24 protein-coding genes and 1 tRNA gene are annotated in these 23220 nt (G+C 55.9%); 8 read left to right on the top strand and 17 right to left on the bottom strand.

The window, feature by feature from the left end:
* Positions 1-510 precede the first annotated feature (510 nt).
* From ACOSDR_RS13265 to ACOSDR_RS13220, 10 genes are all read right to left on the bottom strand, one after another.
* The gene (locus ACOSDR_RS13265) at positions 511-1707 is read right to left on the bottom strand and encodes an adenylate/guanylate cyclase domain-containing protein (RefSeq protein ID WP_420723955.1); all 1197 of its coding nucleotides are present in this window, start codon (positions 1705-1707) and stop codon (positions 511-513) included.
* A gap of 28 nt (positions 1708-1735) precedes the next feature.
* Positions 1736-2608 (bottom strand): NAD(P)-dependent oxidoreductase, encoded by an 873-nt coding sequence (locus ACOSDR_RS13260; RefSeq protein ID WP_420731569.1) that lies wholly within the window; start codon positions 2606-2608, stop codon positions 1736-1738.
* A gap of 27 nt (positions 2609-2635) precedes the next feature.
* Entirely contained in the window at positions 2636-3388 is a 753-nt protein-coding gene (locus ACOSDR_RS13255) for an MBL fold metallo-hydrolase (RefSeq protein WP_420731568.1), read from the bottom strand.
* Positions 3385-4179, bottom strand: coding sequence for a TatD family hydrolase (locus tag ACOSDR_RS13250; protein ID WP_420731567.1), 795 nt, complete (start codon positions 4177-4179; stop codon positions 3385-3387). The genes ACOSDR_RS13255 and ACOSDR_RS13250 overlap by 4 nt, the downstream gene beginning before the upstream one ends.
* Positions 4180-4184: 5 nt before the next feature.
* Positions 4185-5747, bottom strand: coding sequence for a methionine--tRNA ligase (gene metG, locus ACOSDR_RS13245; RefSeq protein ID WP_420731566.1), 1563 nt, complete (start codon positions 5745-5747; stop codon positions 4185-4187).
* Positions 5748-5775: 28 nt separating this feature from the next.
* Positions 5776-6873, bottom strand: a complete 1098-nt coding sequence (locus ACOSDR_RS13240; RefSeq protein WP_420731565.1) for a DNA polymerase III subunit delta' — start codon at positions 6871-6873, stop codon at positions 5776-5778.
* Complete coding sequence (gene tmk / locus ACOSDR_RS13235; protein WP_420731564.1) at positions 6870-7529, bottom strand: dTMP kinase; 660 nt, start codon at positions 7527-7529, stop codon at positions 6870-6872. Before tmk ends, ACOSDR_RS13240 begins: the two co-directional genes overlap by 4 nt.
* Entirely contained in the window at positions 7526-8701 is a 1176-nt protein-coding gene (locus tag ACOSDR_RS13230; protein WP_420731563.1) for a D-alanyl-D-alanine carboxypeptidase family protein, read from the bottom strand. The genes tmk and ACOSDR_RS13230 overlap by 4 nt, the downstream gene beginning before the upstream one ends.
* Before the next feature lie 155 nt (positions 8702-8856).
* Positions 8857-9894 carry a septal ring lytic transglycosylase RlpA family protein gene (locus tag ACOSDR_RS13225; protein ID WP_420731562.1) on the bottom strand — a complete coding sequence of 346 codons (1038 nt, stop codon included), beginning with the start codon at positions 9892-9894 and terminating at the stop codon, positions 8857-8859.
* 74 nt (positions 9895-9968) lie between these two features.
* A complete protein-coding gene (locus ACOSDR_RS13220; protein ID WP_420731561.1) occupies positions 9969-11207 on the bottom strand; it encodes a lytic murein transglycosylase in 1239 nt (412 codons plus the stop codon).
* Between the two features lie 230 nt (positions 11208-11437).
* Between ACOSDR_RS13220 and ACOSDR_RS13215 the strand changes: the two genes are divergently transcribed.
* Positions 11438-13027 carry an EAL domain-containing protein gene (locus ACOSDR_RS13215; protein ID WP_420723945.1) on the top strand — a complete coding sequence of 530 codons (1590 nt, stop codon included), beginning with the start codon at positions 11438-11440 and terminating at the stop codon, positions 13025-13027.
* A gap of 99 nt (positions 13028-13126) precedes the next feature.
* Positions 13127-13216 (top strand) — tRNA-Ser (locus tag ACOSDR_RS13210).
* Positions 13217-13356: 140 nt separating this feature from the next.
* Here the strand turns inward: ACOSDR_RS13210 and ACOSDR_RS13205 are convergent.
* The gene (locus ACOSDR_RS13205; RefSeq protein ID WP_420731560.1) at positions 13357-13989 is read right to left on the bottom strand and encodes a glutathione S-transferase family protein; all 633 of its coding nucleotides are present in this window, start codon (positions 13987-13989) and stop codon (positions 13357-13359) included.
* A 543-nt stretch (positions 13990-14532) separates the two neighbouring features.
* Positions 14533-15645 (bottom strand): NADH:flavin oxidoreductase, encoded by a 1113-nt coding sequence (locus ACOSDR_RS13200; protein ID WP_420723925.1) that lies wholly within the window; start codon positions 15643-15645, stop codon positions 14533-14535.
* 343 nt (positions 15646-15988) lie between these two features.
* Between ACOSDR_RS13200 and ACOSDR_RS13195 the strand changes: the two genes are divergently transcribed.
* Genes ACOSDR_RS13195 through ACOSDR_RS13180 form a run of 4 tightly spaced genes read left to right on the top strand, consistent with a single transcriptional unit; the run spans position 15989 to position 18654 of the window.
* The gene (locus ACOSDR_RS13195; RefSeq protein WP_420723924.1) at positions 15989-16831 is read left to right on the top strand and encodes a MotA/TolQ/ExbB proton channel family protein; all 843 of its coding nucleotides are present in this window, start codon (positions 15989-15991) and stop codon (positions 16829-16831) included.
* Positions 16832-16836: 5 nt separating this feature from the next.
* Positions 16837-17256: an ExbD/TolR family protein gene (locus ACOSDR_RS13190; protein ID WP_420723923.1), complete on the top strand. Its 420-nt coding sequence runs from the start codon at positions 16837-16839 to the stop codon at positions 17254-17256.
* A gap of 4 nt (positions 17257-17260) precedes the next feature.
* Positions 17261-17680 (top strand): ExbD/TolR family protein, encoded by a 420-nt coding sequence (locus ACOSDR_RS13185; RefSeq protein ID WP_420731559.1) that lies wholly within the window; start codon positions 17261-17263, stop codon positions 17678-17680.
* Complete coding sequence (locus ACOSDR_RS13180) at positions 17677-18654, top strand: TonB family protein (protein WP_420723921.1); 978 nt, start codon at positions 17677-17679, stop codon at positions 18652-18654. Before ACOSDR_RS13185 ends, ACOSDR_RS13180 begins: the two co-directional genes overlap by 4 nt.
* 16 nt (positions 18655-18670) lie before the next feature.
* Here ACOSDR_RS13180 and ACOSDR_RS13175 read toward each other — a convergent pair whose 3' ends face one another.
* Positions 18671-19144 (bottom strand): OsmC family protein, encoded by a 474-nt coding sequence (locus ACOSDR_RS13175; protein WP_420731558.1) that lies wholly within the window; start codon positions 19142-19144, stop codon positions 18671-18673.
* Between the two features lie 157 nt (positions 19145-19301).
* Here ACOSDR_RS13175 and ACOSDR_RS13170 point away from each other — a divergent pair, with 157 nt between their 5' ends.
* Positions 19302-19892 (top strand): GntR family transcriptional regulator, encoded by a 591-nt coding sequence (locus tag ACOSDR_RS13170; protein ID WP_420731557.1) that lies wholly within the window; start codon positions 19302-19304, stop codon positions 19890-19892.
* 12 nt (positions 19893-19904) lie between these two features.
* Here the strand turns inward: ACOSDR_RS13170 and ACOSDR_RS13165 are convergent, their stop codons facing one another.
* Together ACOSDR_RS13165 and infA are read right to left on the bottom strand one after the other, a co-directional pair.
* The gene (locus ACOSDR_RS13165; RefSeq protein ID WP_420723918.1) at positions 19905-20567 is read right to left on the bottom strand and encodes a FecR family protein; all 663 of its coding nucleotides are present in this window, start codon (positions 20565-20567) and stop codon (positions 19905-19907) included.
* Between the two features lie 141 nt (positions 20568-20708).
* Positions 20709-20927 carry a translation initiation factor IF-1 gene (gene infA / locus ACOSDR_RS13160; RefSeq protein ID WP_169624207.1) on the bottom strand — a complete coding sequence of 73 codons (219 nt, stop codon included), beginning with the start codon at positions 20925-20927 and terminating at the stop codon, positions 20709-20711.
* Positions 20928-21310: 383 nt separating this feature from the next.
* On the opposite strand from infA, the gene ACOSDR_RS13155 reads away from it, so the two are divergent.
* The gene (locus ACOSDR_RS13155; protein ID WP_420723917.1) at positions 21311-21814 is read left to right on the top strand and encodes a response regulator; all 504 of its coding nucleotides are present in this window, start codon (positions 21311-21313) and stop codon (positions 21812-21814) included.
* Positions 21815-21826: 12 nt separating this feature from the next.
* Here ACOSDR_RS13155 and ACOSDR_RS13150 read toward each other — a convergent pair whose 3' ends face one another.
* Both ACOSDR_RS13150 and ACOSDR_RS13145 read right to left on the bottom strand, forming a co-directional pair.
* A complete protein-coding gene (locus tag ACOSDR_RS13150) occupies positions 21827-22183 on the bottom strand; it encodes a DUF6285 domain-containing protein (RefSeq protein WP_420723916.1) in 357 nt (118 codons plus the stop codon).
* Positions 22180-23220, bottom strand: a complete 1041-nt coding sequence (locus tag ACOSDR_RS13145; protein ID WP_420731556.1) for a phosphotransferase family protein — start codon at positions 23218-23220, stop codon at positions 22180-22182. The genes ACOSDR_RS13150 and ACOSDR_RS13145 overlap by 4 nt, the downstream gene beginning before the upstream one ends.

The following is a 23220-nucleotide window of genomic DNA, read 5'->3' as shown; positions in this document are numbered from 1 at the left end:
GGATGAGACCTGTGTGGGTGGTGAGGGTAAGGACACATAAAAATTGAACTCATCCTGAGGAGCGCAGCGTCTCGAAGGGTGCCTTTCTGCAAGCACCGCCCCCACCCCGTCATGCCCGCGCAGGCGGGTATCCAGGGCCACACGCATCAATCGCGCCTGCCGCTCTGGACCCCGGATCACGTCCGGGGTGACGATGCTGATGATGGATACGCCGATACAGCCCCTCCTCAGGATGAGATCTGTGCGGGTGGTGAGAATATGGACACATAAAACGTGCACTCACCCTGAGGAGCGCAGCGTCTCGAAGGGTGCCTTTCTGCAAGCACCACCCCCTCCCCATCATGCCCGCGCAGGCGGGTATCCAGGGCCACACGCATCAATCGCGCCTGCCGCTCTGGACCCCGGATCACGTCCGGGGTGACGATGCTGATAATGGATACGCCGATACAGCCCCTCCTCAGGATGAGATCTGTGCGGGTGGTGAGAATATGGACGCTTGATCCGATGCTTCTAGGGCGTCAGGGCATAAACCGGCTGGGGGTCGCTGACGCCGCGCAGGCGGTGGCTGCCCATGGCTTCCCAGTTGGCGGCAACAAGGGCAGTAAAGGCGTCTGAGGCGACAATCTGGCGGTCCAGAGTCTTAGTCAAATCCTGCAATCGAGCTGATTCATTGGCCGTTGCGCCGATCACCGAAAATTCCAACCGTTCCGGTACACCAATATTGCCATACAGAACATCACCGACATGCAGCCCCAGACCGAACTGGATCGGATCTGGATCATCTTCTGGTGGGTTCTTATTCATTGCATCCATGCGAAGAACGGCATCTTTTGCGGCGGCTACGGCCATGCGCCCAGCCCGTTCCGCGCCGCCTGGCCCATTGATTGGAAAAATCGCCAGAACGGCATCCCCGATAAAGCGCAGCACTTCTCCGCCATGGTCCAGGACCGAGCCTGCCGTGCACTCAAAATAGCGGTTCAGGCGATCTAGAAATATTTCTGGCTCCATCCAATCGGCGGTCGCAGTTGATCCCCGCATATCGGAAAACCAGACAGCGGCGCGGATCTTTTCGCAATCGCCCCGTTGCATGTGACCATTCAAAACCCGGTCGCCCGCATGGCTGCCCAAATAGGTCGATGCCAGATTCTGCGCCGTGGTTTCCCGGACATACGTCTTCAGGGCCATTGCAAAACGCGGAAACAAGCGTTTGATCGCGGCGATATGCTCATCTGAAAACCCCCCTGGCGCATCGGAGGTAAATGTCGCAATACAGCCATCCATATTCGCCAATGCCGTTTCTTCGGGAAGGGAAAAGCCGGTGCGGATGCATAAGTAATCCGTAAAACCGCGTTCTTTAAATTCCTTCAGGACCGGAAACTCGTTCACGCCCTCCCCCAAATACAGGCGCGCGCGTATTTCCGGACGGGACGTCGACATAACGGCCTTCAAGGGGCTCATCAACCAGGCCTGATTGTTCTCGGAATCATAGCTGAATCTGTCCCGGACCAGGCCCTCTTCCCGATTCCAGTTGACTGCGAAAGCCTTGAACAGGGGATGCAGTTGACCACAGACGATGGCCCCCCGCATCAAGGGGATTCCGCCTTCAACCATCTGTTCGCACAGACGTTTCATCAGGCGGTCGGCCCGTGTGCCTTTCAGGCTTTCGGTGACCAGCCAGTCGCTCGTTTTTTGTAACCAATCTGTCATGGCAGGGACTTTAATCCCTATTCACAGATCAGTCATTCGCCAAAAGATGAATCAGGCTGGATGTGTCCCATCGATTGCCGCCACGCCCTTGAACCTGAGCATAAAACTGATCGACCAGAGCGGTCACCGGCAAGCGGGCGCCATTGTTTTTGGCCTCAGCCAAACAGATACCCAAATCCTTACGCATCCAATCCACCGCGAACCCGAAATCGAACTTGCCATCGACCATGGTTTTGCCGCGATTTTCCATCTGCCAGGACCCGGCTGCGCCTTTGGAAATGACGTTGATCACCTTTTCCATGTCCAGACCGGCCTTTGAGCCGAAATTCATCGCCTCAGACAGGCCCTGCAGCAATCCGCCGATGCAGATCTGATTGACCATCTTGGTCAATTGTCCAGCCCCGGACTCACCCATCAACAGGCAGGACCGCGCGAAACTGTTGATCGCGCCTTCTGCCTTGGCATAGACATCTTCATCGCCGCCGCACATCACGGTCAGCACGCCATTTTCAGCGCCAGCCTGACCGCCGGAAACAGGCGCATCGATAAACCCGATCTTCTGCTCTTTGCCAATTGCATAAAGCTCCCGCGCGACATCGGCTGAGGCCGTGGTGTGGTCTACCAGGATGCTGCCGGCCTTCATCCCTGCAAATGCGCCATCCTCACCCAGAATGACACCGCGCAAATCATCGTCATTGCCGACACAGCACAAGACAATATCTGCCCCTTCCGCTGCTTCCCGTGGGGTTTTCTTGGCGGTGCCGCCGAATTCTTCCACCCATTTGGCCGCCTTGGCGAAGGTGCGATTATAGACGGTTACATCGTGTCCACCCTTGGTTTTCAAGTGGCCTGCCATTGGATAGCCCATAACGCCCAAACCGATGAATGCAACTTTCGCCATTTTAATTCTCCCGTACAGAGTGGTTTCTTAAGCCTCGACTTCCAACCCGTCATAGGCCGGAATGACCCCGGAAGGCAATGTATGCACCAGGGTACGATAGTCCAGGTCGACATGCATATTGGTCAGAATAGCCTGCTGTGGCTGTATCCGCCTTATCCAGGCCAGGGTCTTGTCCAAATGCGTATGACTGGGATGGGGACGATACCGCAGGGCGTCAACAATCAACACCGATACGCCGTGCAGAATCGCCATGCCATCGTCAGGAATGTCCGACACATCCGGAATATATCCAATATCGCCAACGCGATAGCCCGTGGCATCAATCGATCCATGGCGGACCTGGAACGGCGTGACCGGAAACCCGGCGACATCCACCGGCCCCTCCAGGACATGTGAATCCAGGATGGGCGGATAGTCCTTCACCTGTTTGAAACAATAATTGAAGCGGTCTTTCAACAAGTCCATGACTTCTGGCACCGCATAGACGGGGACCCGACTGCGGCTTAACAAAGACAGGCCACGCAGGTCATCAATTCCATGCGCCTGATCCGCATGCGTATGGGTGTAGAAAACGGCATCCAGGGAATGCACATCGGCCAGCAGCAATTGTTCCCGCATATCCGGCGCAGTGTCGATCAGGATGCGGCGATCCCCGTCTGTGATCAGCAGGGAACAGCGGGTCCGGCGATTGCGCGGCTCTTTCGGGTCACAGGCCCCCCATCCGGTTCCCAGACGCGGGACCCCACCAGAAGAGCCACAGCCCAAAATCCGTGCCTTCATGCGGTTGCTCCAGGGCGTCTGGTCTTACTGAAATAGCGAAAGAAATTATCCGTGGTGCGGGTTGCCAGTTCTTCCCCCGTAACCCCCATCAGATCCGCCAGTTTTTCCGCCGTGTGCACGACATAGGCCGGTTCATTCTGTTTCCCCCGCTTTGGCACCGGGGCCAGATAGGGGGAGTCGGTTTCAACCAGCAGGTTTTCCAATGGCACCGCCGCAACGGAGTTTCGGATATCTTCCGCAGATTTAAAGGTCAGAATGCCGGAGATGGAAATCGCAAATCCCATGGCGACAGAGCGTTCCGCCAGCCATTTGCTGCTGCTGAAACAATGAATGACGCCAGGGAATGCACCCTTGGCCATTTCATCTTCCAGAATTTCAATCGTATCCTCGTCGGCATCGCGGGTATGGACGATCAGCGGCAGACCTGTTTCTCGGGACGCCGCAATATGGGCGCGAAAGCTGCGCTTCTGGATATCCCGGGGGCTGTGTTCATAAAAGTAGTCCAGCCCCGTCTCCCCAATCCCCACGACTTTTGGATGCCGGGCGAAGTCCACCAGTTGTTCGGTCGTGACCTCCGGCTCTTTTTCCGCCTCATGCGGATGAATGCCGACGGTGCACCACACCTCATCATGCGCATCAGCGATACCGCGAATCACATTGAATTCACGCACCTTTGTGCAGATTGTCACCAATGTTCCAACCCCGGCCCGTTGCGCGGCAGCCACAACCTCATTCAGGTCTCGCCCGTCGCGCTGCAGGTAATCCAGGTGGCAATGGCTATCGACCAGCATCAGGCTTACGCCTCCTCTGCTTCTACATAGCGTGGGAATACGGGCGATGGGGTTGGCAATGCTGTTCCCGGCACCAGACGCGCATCGGTATCAGCGAAGCTGCGCTGATCCATGGGGACAGCCAACTGCCCCAGCAAGGTCTCGGCAGAGGCCGGCACGACACATTGCACATAAATTCCCAGCACACGGATGACATCGGCCAGTACATACAGCACCGTTTCCATGCGCGCGAAATCGGTCTTTTTCAGGGTCCAGGGGGCCTGGGCATCCACATAGCGATTGGCGTCACCCACAACCTTCCAAACAGCCTCAAGCATCTTATGGATGGCCTGGGCATCCATCTGATTGCGCATATCAACCAAAGCTTGGGCAGCGGCAGACAACAAGGCCTCATCTTCCGGCGTGAACGGGCCGGGTGTTGGAACCTTGCCGTCGCAATTCTTGGCGATCATGGACAGAACCCGCTGTCCCAGATTGCCCAGATCATTCGCCAGATCGGAATTGATGCGGTTGACCATGCTTTCCTTGGAAAACGACCCATCATTGCCATAGGGCACTTCGCGCATCAGGAAATAGCGCACCTGATCCAGCCCGAATTCACCAACAATCGCCTGGGGCGTGATGACATTGCCCAAGGATTTGGACATCTTCTGGCCTTCGATATTCAGAAAACCGTGCCCAAACACCCGCTTGGGCAACGGCAGGTCTGCGGACATCAGGAAGGCAGGCCAGTAAATCGTGTGGAACCGCATGATATCCTTGCCGATGACATGAATATCGGCGGGCCAGAATTTCATATAGGTTTCAGAGGCTTCATCGGGAAAACCGGTCGCGGTGATATAATTGGTCAGCGCGTCCAGCCAGACATACATGATATGCTTGTCATCGCCCGGCACCGGAATGCCCCAATTGAAACTGGTGCGCGAAACGGACAGATCCGTCAGCCCCTGTTTCACGAAATTCACCACTTCGTTGCGGCGATAATGCGGCAGGATGAAATCCGGATTTGCTTCATAATGCGCCAGCAGCTTGTCGCCATAGGCTGACAGACGGAAGAAATAGGACTCCTCCTCCACCCATTCCACTTCGGCGCCAGAGGGGGCAAAGAATTTACCCTTATTCTCCCCCTCGCCTTTGGTCAGCTCGTCTTCGCCAAAATACGCCTCGTCCCGGACAGAATACCAGCCGGCATATTTATCCAGATAGATATCGCCCTTATCGGCGATGCGCTTCCATATCTCCTGAACGCTGGCGAAATGGCGGGGTTCCGTCGTGCGGATAAAGTCGTCGTTGGAGATGTTCAACTCTGTCGCCATCGCCTGAAACTGGGCGGAAATGCCGTCACTGAAGGCCATGGGATCAACCCCCTTGGCCTTGGCCGTTTTTTCCACCTTCTGACCATGCTCGTCGGTGCCGGTCAGGAACATCACGTCATAGCCATCCAACCGCTTGAACCGGGCGATCACATCACAGGAAATCGCCTCATAGGCATGACCCAGATGGGGCGGTCCATTCACATAGGAAATCGCAGTCGTGATATAGAAAGTCTTCTTAGGGTCGGGCGTCATATTGATCCAGTTCGGGCTCACCAAAGTGTCAGTGCCGCTGAGCCGCCGCCTTCTGGACTTCCAGGAACGCGGATACGATCAACTGACGTTTATCCAGATTGGCCGGATTGTCCGATTGGGCAAGCAGGCCGGTAAGCTTTTCCCATAGCTGCATGGAGGTTTCAAGGCCGCCCAACGCATCCCAGCGATCCAGGGCCTTTTCTTCTTCCTTCAGCACGACTGGCGGGCGCTCTCCCGTGACCTGGGCACGGATCGCGCGCTTCATCCACCAATCCAGCATTGTGCGAAAGGCATTATAGCTCTGCTCGGCTGACTTAACCGACAACATATCGGCCAGACCATACAGTTGTTTGGCATCCGGTTGGGCCGGATTGGACAACAGAACCATCGCTGCGCGATACAGATCAATGCCGCCCGCCTGGGCATAATCCAGGGCGGTGCCAATGCTGCCCTCCCCCAGTTGCACCAAAAGACGCGCATCGGTCTCAGAAACCTCCGGTGCGTGCTGGGCCAGCAGTTTCAGCATAATATCGTCGCTCAATGGCGACAGAACCAGCTTTCGGCAACGCGACCGGATGGTTGGCAGCAACCGGCCTGGCGCATGGCTGACCAGCACAAACATCGTATGGGGCGGCGGTTCCTCCAACACCTTCAAGATCGCATTGGCACCCGACGTATTTAATTCATCAGCACTATCAACGACGATTGCTTTCCAGGCGCTCTCCGCCGGGGTCTGATGGATGAAATTCAGAATTGTGCGCACATCATCGACGGGGATGCTGGCCTTACCCTCTGGCCGGGACAAAGCGCGAAAGTCCGGGTGTCCCCCAGAAATGACCCGGCGAAAGGTACCGGCTTCCGGCGGCAGATACAGGCTGCGCGGCGCATCACCAAACATGCCGCCCCCCTGATCCGAAACGCCACCCGCCAGGACCCAGCGGGTCATGCGATAGGCCAGGGTCGCCTTACCAATTCCCTGCGGCCCACAGACCAGCCAGGCATGGGGAAAACGCCCCGACTCCCAGGCCGTCGCAACCGTGGTTTCCGCCTCTTGATGCCCGAACAGGTCCGGATTTCGACGCGGCGCATAGGAGTCGATTTCATCCTCATCGAGAGGCTTTTTCATAATGCCTGATCCCGGGACAACAAGCGCTGAGACACCGCGATTTCAATATCACGGGCAATGGCCTCAATTGTCTGATCTGCTTGAATTATCGCAATGCGATCTGGTTCCAGGCGCGCGATATCCAGGAACGCCTCGCGCAGCGCCACGTGAAAATCCAGCCCCAGCTTCTCAAACCGGTCAGGCCCACCACGATTGCCAGCGCGCATCAGGCCGGTATTGGCATCAATATCCAACAGCAGCGTCAGGTCGGGCCGAAATGCACCCAAAACAAGCGCATCCAGCGTTTCCACCCAGTCGCGACCCAATGACTTCGTATATCCCTGATAGGCCATGGTCGAATCACTGAACCTGTCGCAAACAACCCAAGAACCCCCAGCCAAAGCCGGCTCTATCAACCGCGTCACATGATCCCGGCGGGCCGCATACATCAATAATGCTTCACTGATCGGGTTCCATCGATCCCCGGCCCCAGAAACGACCAATTCACGGATCGCCTGTGCACCGGGTGTCCCGCCCGGCTCTCGCGTAAGCACGACGTCCAGCCCGCGTTTGCGCAGATGACTTGCCAGCAACTCGCATTGCGTGGATTTACCTGCACCCTCGCCCCCCTCCAGGGAAATGAATTTTCCACGTAAGGGCGCAGGCGTATTTGTCACTGACCGGACTCACCAAACACAAGATATTGCACGGCCGATTGCAGTCGCCCAAACGATCCCAGACGCTCAACCGGTTCGCCGGCAACGACAGGTACGGTGATCGTGTCCAGGCCGGGTGCGGATATCACCAATTCGCCCTGAACGCTGCCGGGTTCAATCGGGGCGGCGATCGGTTCCTGGGTTTTCAGCGTGACCTTCAGGTCATCCCGCACGGCGCGACGCATCACGATTGAAACAGGTTCTTGCACGATCAGAGGCACGCGGGCTTCCGTACCCAGCCAGACGGTCGCATCGGCAACGGTTTCACCGGCAGCGAACAGGGGGAATGTACCAAATTCACGGAAGCCCCAATCCAGAATACGCTCTGGCTCCTGTGCCCGTTCGCGGGTGGACTCCAGCCCATTCACGACAACAATCAACCGCTGTCCGTTGCGCACCGCAGAAGCCGTCAGACCATAGCCCGCAGCCTCCGTATGGCCGGTTTTAAGCCCGTCCACCCCGACATCACGATACAGAAGCGGATTGCGATTCTGCTGAGTGATATCCGAGAAAGTGAATTCCGTCTCAGAATAGAAATGATAATATTCCGGGAAATTCCGGATCAGGGCGGCCGCCAGAGTCGCGAGATCACGCGCCGTTGTATAATGGTCCGGGTCTGGAAGGCCGCTGGCATTTTTGAAATTGGTGTTCATCATGCCAAGCTCACGGGCCTTGTCGGTCATCTTACGGGCAAAGGCCTCTTCACTGCCCGCCAACCCCTCTGCCACCACGATGGTCGCATCATTGCCGGACTGGATGATAATCCCGCGCAACAGGTCTTCGACCCGCACACGAGTATCGACCCGCACGAACATCTTGGACCCGCCCGTTTCCCAGGCCTTCTTGCTGACAGAAAACGTATCATCCAGAGACAATGTTCCGTTTTTCAATTGTTCAAACGCAAGATAAGCAGTCATCAATTTGGTCATGGAGGACGGATACATCTTCTCGTCCTGGTTCTTACCCGACAGTACTGTTCCGGTCTTGAAGTCGACCAATATCATCTGTTTGGCTTTGGTATCGAGGTCATAGACATTGCTTTGTGCAGCACTGGGTTGCACCGACATGCCAATCAGAAACCCGACAGACAGAAAAAGCGCGGCGAATGATATTTTGGCGAGGCGCGAGAACATTGTTCCTCCAAACGTTAACAACGGGCAAACTGTTGAATACCGGTGCCGACATTGGCAACCCTAACACTGCCATGCGACACCCTAAAGTATGCGGCGGCCCTTAGTGTGCCCAAGCACGGGGGCGAAATCCAGGCAGGATCCTGACAAAATCACGTCTATTTCTTCGGAACAACAATCGCAGCATCCGTATAGCCAGCCTGAATTACCGCAACCAACAAAGATTCCAGCTTATCATCATCCGCCAACGGGCCGATCCGCACCCGGAACAGCGGCGTTTCAGATCGTGTGATCTCTTCCACGATGACCGGACCCAGATAGCCCAGCATGGATCGCGCCCGATTGGCATTGTCATACTGCCCAAAGGCACCGGCTTGAATGAAGACATGCGGATTGGGCTCCACAGGCATCTGTTCCACTGTACCGCTGTCTAGCGATTGTTCAACGATTGCAGGGCGCTCTCCCGGGTCTGCGGGCGCCCGGGGGGCGCTTGCGACCTGACTGGGTTCAGAGACGGCAACGCCCGGCGGCGGGGCTAAATCCTCGCCACTGACCTGGGCTGTCGGGGCCGCAGCCGGGGCAGGAGATTCCGGTGCGCTGGACGCGATTGGAGTCATGGTGTTGTTTGCCACGACACCGCCCCCATTCAGCATTGCTACCAATTGGCGGCTTTCCTGCTCCAGCATTTCGACACGAACCAGGGTTGTCCCCTTGCGCTCGAACCCCAGAAGCTGAGCGGCGCGGCGCGACATATCAATGATCCGACTGTGCGCGAATGGCCCCCGATCATTGATAATCACCTTTATGGAGCGTCCGTTTTCCAGGTTTGTCACCCGCACCATAGAAGGGATTGGCAGGGTTCGGTGTGCGGCAGATACCCTGTTTTCATAAAAAATAGCGCCGTTGGCCGTGGGCTTGCCATCGAATCCTGGCCCATACCAGGACGCGATCCCCTCCTCCGCATAGGTGAAATCCTCTTTAGGATAATACCAGATCCCGCCAACCTGATAGGGATTGCCAATCTTATAACGGCTGCCCAAATCCGGCATATTAGGGTCGCTGGGCGGCCGCGAAACAGTTCCGTTTACCTGCTTGGACGCCTCGGACAGGAATTGCATTTCAGCACATCCACTCAGCCCCATCAAAATAATGGCAAGAACAGAAATGCGCCCCGCGAAGCGTCTTTTTCCTGACATACTTGGTCTTAACACCCCTGGCACACTGACGCTCCTATCAACCGCCCCATGATCCGGCATGCTCTCGTCTCCCCCTATCGCTTCCGCAGATCTGATAATAAGTCCTGCGTCGGATATCCATCTGGCGGCAGGCCGTTGGCCTTCTGATAGGCTTTGACTGCAGCGCGGGTCATTGGCCCGACCATCCCGTCCGGCTTGCCCGTGTCAAATCCCGCCGCTGTCAGAAGATACTGCAGGTCCAGGACATCCTTTCGATATAGCGGCGCATCATCCGCAGGTTTCTGCGCCACAAGCGGGCCCTTCCCGTCCAGCCTGTCGGACAGATATCCAACTGCCAGCGCGTAATAGATGGAGCGATTCCAGGTCATGATCGCATTGAAATTTCCATAGACCAGGAAGGCGGGTCCCTTCACCCCGGCCGGCAGCACGATGGCCCCTTCGATATCCGCCTGTGGCAGGTCCCGTCCATCGGCGCGCCGCACACCCAATGCCTGCCATTCGGAAATCGGCTTCGGCGCTTTCAGATCAACCAGATCAAGATCGAATCCGTCGGGCAATTGAACTTCCCGCCCCCAGGTTTCCGTGTCGTCCCAACCGATCTGGGACAGGTAATTGGCAGCAGACGAAAAGATATCGGGCAAATTGGTCCAGATATCCTTGTGCCCGTCACCATTGCCATCGACCGCATAGCCGGTAAATGTGGATGGCATGAACTGCACCTGCCCCATGGCCCCGGCCCAGGATCCATTCATATCCTTCACACTGATATGCCCCTGATCCAGGATGGTCAGCGCATGAAACAGCTCTGCCCGGAAAAACGCGGCCCGGCGATCATCATAGGCCAGGGTCGCAACTGAGCCGATCACAGGGAACCCGCCCGTATAATCCCCAAAATTGGTCTCCATTCCCCAGAAGGAAACCAGAAACCGCGGCTGAACGCCATATTGCCGGGCGACGCGTTCCAGCAGATCCGCATGCGTCACCAACAGTTTCTTACCCCGATCAATCCGGTCTTGGGTAATGAAGGACTCCAGATACCCCCAGAATGTCCGGGTGAATTCCGGCTGTCGCTTGTCCAGTTCCAGCACGCGCTCTATCGGTTCGACCCCATCCAGCGCTGCGTCCAGGGTTGATTGTTTCAGCCCGCGCGCCAGCCCTTCGGCCTTCACCCCCTCCAGCCAGACAACAAACGGCACTGTGTCGGCAGGAACGGTGGAAACCTGCGCAACTGTGGTGTCCTGAGCGAAACCAGGGGCGACACCGCCCAGGCCCATGAACAGGGAAATCGACCCGATGGTGATGAATTTTCTCATGATTGGCTTTTCTGCCTTTAATTTCTAGGGACTGTTACGCATACGGCATTGCAGATTGGAACTGCAAGACCCGGTCGCAAGGTCATGTTACTATTGACCCTTCTGAATTGATACAGCACTGCGGGAATATCAAATGCGACGAATCGCCAATTGATAATTGATTGCCCCCTTATGCTGGTATAACTCACAATATCAAAACACTCTGACAGCAACAGGAACAGCACCCGCAGATGAGCGGCCAAGAAGACCATACCGACAGCGATGCGGAACGGCGGACATTCCAGGCCTATATCGATGAAAGCGGGCGCATATCCATGGCCCGGGGAAATGCGGATCGGTGGCTGGGTTCTAGTCTGGAAGATCTAGAAGGCCATTCCATTGTCGAATTCGCCGCAGAGGAATCGCAATTCGCGGTCAGTGAAATTCTGGTCCATGCCGCATTGCGCGAATTCATGCCGCCCAGCATCTTTTTCATGCGTGATGGTCGAACCGGCTCAGTCAGTGGGTTTGAGGTAACCGGGAAACCGCAAAGTTTTAACGATCTCTACCGGCTGAATTTCGTGCAGGATCCGCGCATGGAATATGGGCCCCAATCCAAAAATTCGCGCACCGGCTTTGTGGGCGCGGTGCAACGTGCAATCGACAGTGCCGCGCAGAATGAGGCCGATATTGACATGACATTTGTCGATATTGGCGATGTCGGGCGCCTGGGATCGATTTCCGGCCTGGATGCGGAAGGGATGCGCCGTTTTACCGATCGCATCGAATCCCGATTAAAGGCCGAAAGCCTGGGCGGCGATTCTCTGGGGCGCGTTGATCGCGGAAAATACGGGCTGGTCCACAATCGGGATGCCGATTTATCCAGTCTGCGCACGGAAATTGAATCCTACGCCAAAGACATCGATCCGGAAGGCATGGCTCTTGCTATTGGCACCTCAACGGTGGCTTTGGACGCAGAGACTATGGAAACGGATGCAATTCGCACGGCCTTGGAACATGCCGTTGATCAATTTGCCGATACGGGAATCGATTCCGTCATCTTTGATACTTTGGCCGACAGTCAGGCGTCCTATCTGGATCTGCGGGAAACCCGTACAACGCTGTTAAACAGGTGTCTCGCCGATGATGTTTTGACCTGTGCCTTTGCGCCGGTCTGCACTATTGCAAGTTGGACCGTGCATCACCTGATCGCGGAATTCCGGGCAAATCTGGATGATGATGGTTTGGGCGCCGCGGAAATTCTAAAGCTGACCAAAGAGGATGTGGACCTGCGCACCCAGGTCGATATTGCCCAGTGCCGGTACATTCTGACCCATCCAGATGTCGATTCCATCAGCGTTGCGGTTAATGTCGCCATTCATTCCCTGCTGGATATCAATGTGATAGGCATGCTGCTGGATTTCCGAAGCCGCGCCCCGCAGCGCCGCGTTATCCTGCGCCTGTCGGGTTTGGATCAGATCCCCTGGGAAAAGGTTCAGGCACTCAATATCCTGCGCCGGGCCGGTTTCTCCATCGCCCTGTATGGCAAAGATGTGGGCGCGGTCACGGCAGAGAAACTGAAAGCCCTGCCCGCCGATTACATCATGCTGGATCCCAGCTTTGTGACCAATCTGGACCAGTTGAAACGGGGCCTTGGCATGCTGGCGGGCATGGTGAATCGCTGTGCCGAACATGATATCTCAATCGTTTTTGATGGCGTCCTGGAATCCGCCGCCGCCCGGATGTTGTCAAAAATTGATGGTGCGCTGTGCAGCGGCCCCTATTTTGGCGAACCCGTTGAAAGCCTGGACAACCTGCAATTGCCCATTCAGACACAGTAATGCACAGAATGTTACAATTTCTGTGATCCAGGCTTGATAGATCACTCCCGATAATGCTAATCACCGCCACCTGATGGGCAGCTCACCCCTCAGAACAGCGGACAGGTGGCCGAGCGGTTGAAGGCTCTAGTCTTGAAAACTAGCGTGCGGGAAACCGTACCGTGGGTTCGAATCCCACCCTGTCCGCCAAATTCCGCCGATTACCGCATGCCAAGTCAAGTATTTTATTGAATACCAATAAGATAGAGTTTTCTGATCATTGCGTCGCAAGCGCGGTTCTCGCACTCCAAACCAGGTAGCGTAGCACCTCCGGTGCTGACGCCGGGACTTCAGAAGTCCCGACGCTGACTGTAGAGATAGCCGGGCTGGGCGCGCAGGCGCTCGGCGTAGGCGGTCAATGCCGTGGCCTCGGCCATGCCGGGAAAATCGAACAGGCCCGGCATCGAGACATTCATCATGAAATCGAGCGAGAAGGCCGTCATGATATCGGCCATGGTCATCGCGTCGCCGCAGAGAAAATCACGCCCCTCCAGCGCATCGTTCATATAGGCGATATAGCGGCCGACCCGTAAAGTCGCGAATTCGTGGGTTGGCGTTCCTGCCGCGCCCGCCATTTGCAGGATCATCACGTTCACGACCCAGGCCATGAGCGTGGCTTCATTGAAATGCACCCATTCCTCGCAGCGGATCGCCTCGGGGCTGCCCGGTTCGGGTAACAGCCGGCCGCCGCCATATTTTCGTGTCAGATACATCACCGCCGCCCCCGACTCAGCGATGCACAGCCCATCGTCCACGATCACTGGCGATGATCCCAGCGGATGGATCGTCTTCAGTTCGGGCGGCGCAAGCCGTGTCTCGGGATCCCGGTGATAGGCGACGACCTCATGTTCGATGTCCAGCTCATGGGCCAGAAACAGGATGCGCTCGGCGCGCGACGGATAAAGGTGGTGGATTGTCAGCATGTCGCTTCTTCCTTCTAGGTGCTTGACGCTATTGTCTGGTCGAACTGCCGCAGCCTTCCCTTCGTCTTCCTGTGGCATCGGCCAGAAGATGCACAAGGAACACGACCGAACCGCGCGACGACTCGATTTCTCCCGGCGCGCGGCAGAGCGCGTGCGTCGTTTGGATCGAGTGGGATGGACTGTACTCATACGCAGCGCGGGTGGGTTTGATCCAAGTCAACTGATCAAGCGCCGGTATCGGAGCATCGGCGCAACCTCGTTGTGAACTTCACGTCCAACCCCGGCTCAAGAAAGCCGTTGTACCGGGCAAAGCTGATCCAGATCATCCGCACCTTCTACCGTCAGGCCGTTGGCATCGGTCAGGCGTCGTCAAGGCCATTACTTCATGCTTACATTTATTTTGCAGGGTCATGGAGGGCTATGGAGTAGAGATAGTTCTCATCGCTATCCCGCACGGCCCGCCATTTCTCCTGAACTTTCCCAATTATGATGATATCCCACGACATGGCTCGGGATCGATATTCATATTGCACTCCCACCACATCAGTCCAATGTCGCCAGCATCTTCTTCTCAAATGGGCGCAGTTGGTCCGCGTTGCCGGTCTGGACCAGATTGGCCCAGTCGGGGTTGCTGATCAGGGCGCGGCCGACGGCGATCAGGTCGAATTCGTCGTCGCTCATCCGCTGGACAAGGTCGTCCAGGCTGGCGATGGGGGCACCGGTGGAATCTCCCCGGATCTGGCCAAAGAAATCTTCTCCGCCCAGGCTGACGGAGCCAACACTGATGGTTGGTACGCCGGTAAGCTTGCGGGTCCAGCCAGCCAGATTCAGATCAGACCCTTCAAATTCTGACTGCCAGAAACGACGGGTTGAGGCGTGGAATACATCAACACCCGCATCGGCCAGAGGGGTCAGCAGGGCGTCCAGCTCTTTTGGCGTTTCCGCAAGACGCGCATCGTAATCCTGGCCCTTCCACTGGGAGAACCGGAATATCAGCGGGAAGTTCGGTCCCAGGGCAGCACGTACGGCCGATATAACCTCTGTGGCAAAGCGCGTGCGGGCGATGGCATCGCCGCCATAGCCGTCAGTGCGGCTATTCGTGCCAGACCACAGGAACTCATCGATCAGATAGCCATGCGCGCCATGCAGCTCCACCGCATCAAAGCCGATCTTCTTGGCCGCTGCCGCCGCCGTGGCAAAGGCATCGATTGTCTCGGCAATATCCGTGTCCGTCATCGCCTTGCTTCCCGGCACGGTGGCCGATGGCCCCTCTGTAGGTGCATTCGGATAAGGGCCCGTGCCCGCCTGGCGCACCAATCCCTGATGCCACAGTTGCGGGGCGATCCGCCCACCTGCAGCATGAACCGCAGAAACGACGTTGGCCCAGCCTGCGAGACTTTCCGGATCATGAAAATTCGGAATGCCAGAGTCATTTGACGCGGCCTGCCGATTGATTGTGGTGCCTTCTGTAAGGATCAGACCAACGCCGCCTTCGGCGCGACGGCGGTAATAGTCCGCTACTGCTGCGCCAGGAACCCCATTCGGGCTCAACTTGCGCGTCATCGGCGCCATCACAATCCGGTTCTTCAGCGCCAGGCCGTTAAGCGTCAAGGGCCGGAACAGGATATCCGTGCTCAAGGGAAGGCTGTGGTCCATGTCATATCTCCAAGATCTTTAAAAAGTCCCCATAGGCGTCGTCCCATAAGTGGCCCCCTTGCGGACAATCACAATGCATGCACCGCAGGATAAAATGTCAGTGGTCTTATGCTGAAAATGCACGAATTTCCTAAATGATCTGCGAAAACCATTGCCGCCCCTATAGGACAGGCAACGCAATCAATGGGACAGAACGGCGCGGGCAATTATTACAGGCTCGATTGTTGGATCATTATTAATTTTGATCTTTCGACAAAAAGTATCAATCACAACAACCTACCTTGATAATGCTTCTCAGTCACAATATGGTGCGGACGAAATGTGCAACTGAGGATCATTCGCAATGGAAACCGAAACACAAACGCCCGCCCCTGTTCCCGAGATACAGGACCCAGTTCAGGGGACTGGCGCAGATGCCACCACGTTGGATGGGACGCCCGCACTGGATGGATCCGTGCCAGACGGTGCGATGGATACTACCCTTCTGGACCGGGCATATGACTTCCTGCAGGCAGGCGGCCCGGTTGTGATGATTCTGGTCGCAATGTCGGTCATAGCGCTTGCGATTATCCTGGTGAAACTGTTGCAGTTCAGAAATGCGCGCCTGAATGACCTAAAACCCGCAAAGACCGCTTTGGCGTTATGGCGCGCCGGTCGCATTGAAGAGGCTATTTCGACGGCAGGGAAATCGCGGAACCCTGTTGCACAAGCAATCGCGCGTGGTCTCAGGGGGCATCATCGGGGCCTGCCCGACACCATGATCCGGGAAGAGGTCATGCGCTATGGCGGCGATGTTCTACAGAATATGCGGGCCTGGTTCCGGCCGCTCGAAGTAATCGCCTCCCTGGCGCCCCTGCTGGGCTTGTTTGGCACGGTTTTGGGCATGATCACCGCCTTCCAACAATTGGAATCTGCTGGAAATCAGGTAAATCCGGCAATTTTGTCCGGTGGTATCTGGGTTGCCCTGCTGACCACCGCCGTTGGCCTGGCCGTGGCGATGCCTGTTGTTGTCATTTTGAACTGGCTGGAACGCCGCGTCGACCGACTGGCGCATAACATGGACAATTATGTCACCCAGCTTTTCACACAGGATCTGTCCACCGATGAGGTGGTGCCGGCTTCTGCGGCCAATTCATCCCGTCAACAGCCCAGATTCCATACAGTACCCGCATTGGCAGGAGAATAGGGTCCATGAATACCGGTATCCCAACATCGCTTGCGGCACAGGGTCAGCGAAAACGACCCATGATCAGTTTGACGCCGTTGATCGATGTTGTCTTCATCCTGTTGGTGTTCTTCATGCTGGCCTCTTCCTTTCTGGATTGGCGTGCAATTGACCTGAATACGCCAAGTGATGCGCGTGGGCGGTCGTCAGCGGAAGGGGCCCTGATGGTTGAGTTGCGCCCCGATGGCATTCGCCTTTCCGGGGAACGTGTTTCTATGGCGGTCTTGAGCGAGAAAATTTCCGCGCGTGTTGCAAAGAATCCGGAACAGAAAGTCATCGTCAAGGCCGCGCCCGGAATTTCCTATCAACAGGCCATTGATCTGTTGGATCGTATTGCGGCCAGCAATGTGGTGGATATGTCCCTGATCCAGAGCCAGGGGCAATAAAGCCATGCATTTTACCCCCCCACGCCCAAAGAATGAGGATGACCGCATCCTACCCTTGATCAATGTGGTATTCCTGCTGCTGATTTTCTTCATGTTGGCAGGCAGCCTGAGCGCCAGTGATCCCTTCAAGATTGATCCGGCACACTCCGCCAGCCAGGCTTCTCCTGGGGAAATGGATGTCCAGATCCTGATGGGATCAGACGGCCAGATCGCCTTGGATGGCGTGGTTGTGTCACAGTCGGACCTGATCGCGACGCTGACGCCACGCCTTGCGGAAAACCCGGAAACTCTGGTGCGGTTGCGGGCCGATGGCGGAATCAACGCGACGGCAGTTATCAGTGTGATGGAAAAGCTTCATAAAATCGGTGTCACTCGCCTGAAACTGCTGACGGTTCCTGTCCCTGAACCGGAAGTGCTTCAATGAGCGTAACGTTAGACTCCGCGCCTACCTACTGGATCAAACCGCATCAATGGTCCCTGGGCCTTTGTCTTGCTGTGGTTCTGCATGCCGGGGTTGCGGGGGCAGTATTATGGCAAAACGACCCACCCCCTGGGGCGGTTAGTGCCGGGACAGGCGGCATCGAGGTATCCCTGGGGCCAATCGGGGGATCACCGGGCAGCGCAGTTCCCGTCCAACCTGACGTATCAGAGGCCGAAATGGTCGAGGCGCCTGTTGAAACGGTAACCCCGCAGGATCCTCCGCCCGATGTGCAAACAATAGAGCCGCCCCCTCCCCCTCAAGAGGTGATTGAAATCGCTGAGGCTGTTGATGTTGTTGATGTTCAGGAGCCGATCACCCCGCCGGAACCCGAGGAGGTGATCGAAATCATATCTGAAGAGCTGCCTGTCATGCCGGAAAAACCGCCGGAGCCTCAGCGACCCAAACCGCAGGAAAAGCCGGTTGCACAAAAGCCGGTCACAGAACAACCAGAAACGCCGAAGCCTGTCGAAGCGCCAGCGGTGCAGACAGCCGAACCAAACCCGGTACAAGAGGTGCAGACCGCGTCGGCCCCCGCGGCAGTTTCGGGCAATCAGGGAAAGGCCGGTCACGAAAACAGCCGAGAGGCAGGCAGTGCGGATGCCCAGGCTGCTGGCGGTATTCCTGGCAGCACGGCCGATTACATTGCTACGCTGCAAGCCTGGTTAGCGCGACACAAGGAATATCCCAGATCGGCCCAGAAACGGGGCCAGGAAGGAACCGCGCTGTTGTATTTTGTCATTGATCGGTACGGTCGAGTGCTGGAGCACCGACTGCGACAAAGCTCAGGCTATCGTGTGCTGGACAAGGAAGTGATGGCGATGATCGAGCGGGCCCAGCCGCTTCCCAGCATACCCGACGATATGCCGATGCAACAAATGGAACTGGTTCTGCCGGTTCAATTCTTTCTGCGCCAATAATACGGAATGCGGTTTGTCAGGCCTGCACGATTTCGGGATAACACAGAACTGGAAATGTAACAGAATTCGCGATGAAACATTTTTCGTGGGCCTGATGGTGCAGGGACCGAGCCTGGTCCATATCGCACGATCCCGTGATTGTGACCTTGGGGCGTAAAGTCACTTCCGTGAAGTAGCCACCCTTTTGGGGGTCTTCCACCATCCGACCGGTCGCCGTGTCCTCATACGCACTAACTACGATTCCCGAGACAGCACACAGGTGCAGGTACCAAAGCTTGTGACAGGCTGATAGAGACGCGACCAGCAGGTCTTCAGGGTTCCAGCGCTCGCTATCGCCTCGAAAGGCCGGGTCCGCGGATCCCGATATTGGCGGCTTGCCCAGCGCTCTTACTTCATGATCCCGGCCATAGGACGTGTAGCTTGACGTCCCCTGCCCGCGATTGCCGGTCCATTCAACGGTAATTTCATAGTGATGTGTTTTTCCGGCCATGATGATCCTTATGAACCGCCTTTTGCCTCAGCCTCCCTTCACATCTGGATGGTTGCACAGAAGCAAGAATCGATTATAATTCAATGTATACATTTATACATGCAGGATGAAGCCATTGTCAATGCTCAGAAAATCGGTCTCATTGGCAGATGCTATCGTGGAAACACTAAAAGCGGATATTCAGGCGGGAACGATCCTGCCCGGCACCCATTTGCATCAGGAAGACTTGGCAAAAAGGTTCGCCGTAAGCCGAGTCCCAGTACGCGATGCCCTGTTCAAACTCAGTTCCGAAGGATTGGTCAGCATCGAAGCCAATCGCGGCGCAGTTGTCACAAAGCTGACAACCGACCAGATAACAGAAATCTATGACCTGCGACTGATCCTGGAATGCGACGCATTAGACCGGGCGATAAAGGCCATAAAGAATGAAGACCTTCCTGCCATCCGACGGGCGCTAAGATTGTGTCGATTGGAAGCGGATGGTGGTGATTGGCGGGCGGCAGATAATGAGTTCCACAGAACGATCTACCGCCTGTCAGGACGTCTTAAACAGGTGGAGATCATAGAGTCGCTGCGAGCCAGCGTTCAGGCCTATTGGGCACAGTATTCCACCCTTGCGACAAACGAGCCCCATTGGTTGGAACAGCACGACGCGCTGTATCGCTGCATAGAGCAACGAGACGCGCGCCGTGCTGTGAAACTGTTACGGACACATCTGATCGAAGCATCGATCAAGCTGACATCCTGAACAGGTTAAACCTTATTCAAAGGCGACGGAGGCATAGGCCTCATCAATGGCATTCTGTGACCATATGGTCGGTTCTGTTGGCGCGGCCTCTCCCGACATAGGAAGGAACGTTCCCTCATTGGGTTCATCCAGAGTGACCGTGCCCTGCCGCCCCCGAACATCGATGGCACCTGATATCAGCATGAAACCATAATGCAATTGTCCCGGCGGCATTCCAGCCTCCAAGGGCCCGCCGAACAAATCCGTCCCGCGAATACCAATCGTGGCCACAGGTGTGCTGATCCGAACAGATTGGGGGTCATTGCGACCAACCGCCCCGCTAAGAAACCGGAAGGTTCCGGCAAGAACCTCAAATGCCTGAAGGCCGCTAGCGTCAGGGTTGGATGTGGAATATACCAGTTCATCCATCTGGATGCGCGCATCACCGCCCATGGTTAATTGAGAAGCATCAATGAAAACGACTTCCAGCCTCGACTCCGCGCCGGTTTCGACCACCGCCCCGGCGTGAATTAACGACCCAGCCTCTAGCGACTGGGCTGCTGTCCCACGCAGTTCGCTTGCGCTGCCTTGCAGGCGCGTAACCTTTCCAATGACGGCTTGGTCTTGTGCGAAAGAAGTGGTGTTTCCAAACATTATCACCACTAATACAATCAGTGATTTTAATAAATATTTCATGTGCTTACCTTCCTATTCATGATTCATCATCAGATAGGAAGAAAGAGTACGATTTAAAGTAAAATTTTCGACAATCGCATAGACATAATAACCCCTTTAAAAATAAGGGATCATAACGTTATTCATAACAGAAATTGGAACTTACTTGTGGCGGAAGGTAATCCGTCCCTTTGTCAGGTCATAGGGGGTCATTTCCACGTCGACCTTGTCGCCAACCATAACCCGAATGCGAAACTTACGCATTTTGCCGGCCGTATGGGCAATAATCTCATGCCCGTTTTCCAGCTCTACCCGAAATGTTGCATTGGGCAGTTTTTCGACAACAGTTCCTTGAAATTCAATCAGTTCTTCTTTTGACATCTATGCGCCATCCAGGCCTTATTTTCGAATTTTAAGTGAAACGGCACACTGCCGCAAAACCTGATCTATGAAACTTTACATCAGCACAAACCCTCAAGAGAGAGGGTCATTCGACTGCGTGGCGAAGGGTATGAGGCATTCCGCCCGGAAAAACAAGCCCCAGGGACCAAGCAGCGCAGTTCGACAAACTAAACACCGCCCCTCGGAACAGTTAACACGCATGCATCCCAGTCACTATTTGCGAAATGACGAAACCTATTGGATGACAAACTCGATCATTCGGGGCACGATTGTATGATCAATCATCTTGGGCGGTTGCGAACCATTTTGTCCTTAATCAATCGGGCACTCTTTAAACCGAATACAAAGGGCGCTGGCCAGATATGCCTAACAGTTATGACGATCTCTCAGTCCTGATTGCCGATGGCAGCAGTTCGATCCTCAGCATGACACGGTTCATTCTGGGGGGATTCGGCATTTCTAGAATCACGACCGTAACCCATTCTCATCACGTTCTGGATGAACTGTCCTTGAACACCGCCGATCTGTTGATCGTTGACTGGAATATGGAACCCATGAATGGCATCGAATTGACCAAATACATTCGATTGTCAGATGAAAGTCCAAACCGCTATCTTCCGATCATTATTATGAGCGAAAGAACCTCCCTGCCGGTGGTTTATGAAGCCCGCGACGCCGGTGTTTCTGAATTCCTGGTCAAACCCTTGACCATGCAGTCCATTAAACAGCGGGTGGATGCTACCTTCAAGAACCCGAAGAAATTTGTCAGGTCCCCGACATATTTCGGACCGGATCGACGCCGCCGCATCGACCCGAGATACAAAGGACCAGAGCGTCGGGTTGAGATGGAAGATGCTTTTATCTAACCCGCAGCCGTCCTAACCCGCTGCTTTCAGGTATTTCGGATTGACCAGTTCAAGGCGATCCCTAACATCTTCCATCAACACGGCGTGTAAGGCCTGTGCCGCCTCCCCCTGATCGAAGTCACCCTTGCGTATCGCTGCACACAGATCCCGAACAGTGCCGCCATCCGGCAGAATCTTTTGCAATCGCGCGGCCTGTCGTTCCGCCAATCCACCATGATCCGCCAGATCCCGCTGTGCCCCTGCCATAATGGAAAGGACCATCAACGCATCCAGGCGGTTTTCCTCTGGCAACGCCGGGATCAGGACCGATTTCATCACATCTTGGGCGGCTTTCAGTAAATCCTGCGATTCTGGCTTATCGGGCGTCATGCGGCCTCTCCCAGAGTGTGAGGCGCAGTCATGCGCAACATTTCCAATTCCATTTCAGCCGGCCGTCGTCCGGTAAGTCCCAAATCCAGGGTTCGTTCCCCGCCGACCAAATACCGGTCCCCCTGCTGAAGGGCAATCACGGCCCAGCGCAGATGCGCGTAAACTTCCCAATAATAGACACGTGTCTGATCAATTTTGATTCCTGAGACGCCCTCATATCCACGGGCAAACGCCTCCCTGCTGCCAATACCACCGGCTGGTTTATCGCGACCGGAAAAACGCCAGCACATGGCATGAAACCAGCCGATATCCTCACACCGATCCGACCAGCCTGCGAATTCCCAGTCCAGAATGGCGGTCAATCCAGATTCGTCGACCATATAATTTCCGGTCCTGAAATCATGATGGGCCAGAACAGTGCCCTGCGGTTCGGGCCGATTGCGCTGTAGCCACCGGATTGTCCAATCCAGAACAGGGCGCGGCCGGTCCATTTCATCCAGAAACCGGCACATGGACGCCAATTCCGCCGCCGCCGGATCATCAGGTGGTGCATCCAGGAATGCGAATTGATGGGTCTGTGGGGTGATAGAATGAATACGCGCCATCTCTCGCCCCAGACGTTCCGTCAAGGCCTCCCGGTCGCCGCCAACGGTCATATCGCGGGTAATGCGCTGTCCCAAGGCGGTTCCGCCCACCCGGCGCATCAGGCAGAATTCCTTGCCAATCACAGCCATATCCGTGACGCACAGCAAGGGTTCGGGAACAGTAACCCCCGCATCCCATGCCGCCTGAAGCAACGAAAATTCCTGCGCCCGTGACAGGCTGACTGCGACCCCTGTGGGGCTGTCGGTGCGCAAAACAGTCGACAAATGCCCGTCCCGCTGGCCCCCGGTAATGGTCAGGTCCAGTGCCCAGTTTTCCTGGATCGCGCCACCAGACAGAATTGACATTGCGTCTATTGATACTGACCGGGCGGAAAATACGTCCGCCAAACACTGACACAGGCGTTCCTTATCCTGTGCGGACAATCCCTGCAT

The sequence above is a fragment of the Hwanghaeella sp. 1Z406 genome, from assembly GCF_048892425.1.
Taxonomy (GTDB): Bacteria; Pseudomonadota; Alphaproteobacteria; order UBA8366; family Aestuariispiraceae; genus Pacificispira.
Note: the sequence above shows the minus strand (reverse complement) of the source record. Positions and strands in the feature narration are given on the sequence as shown.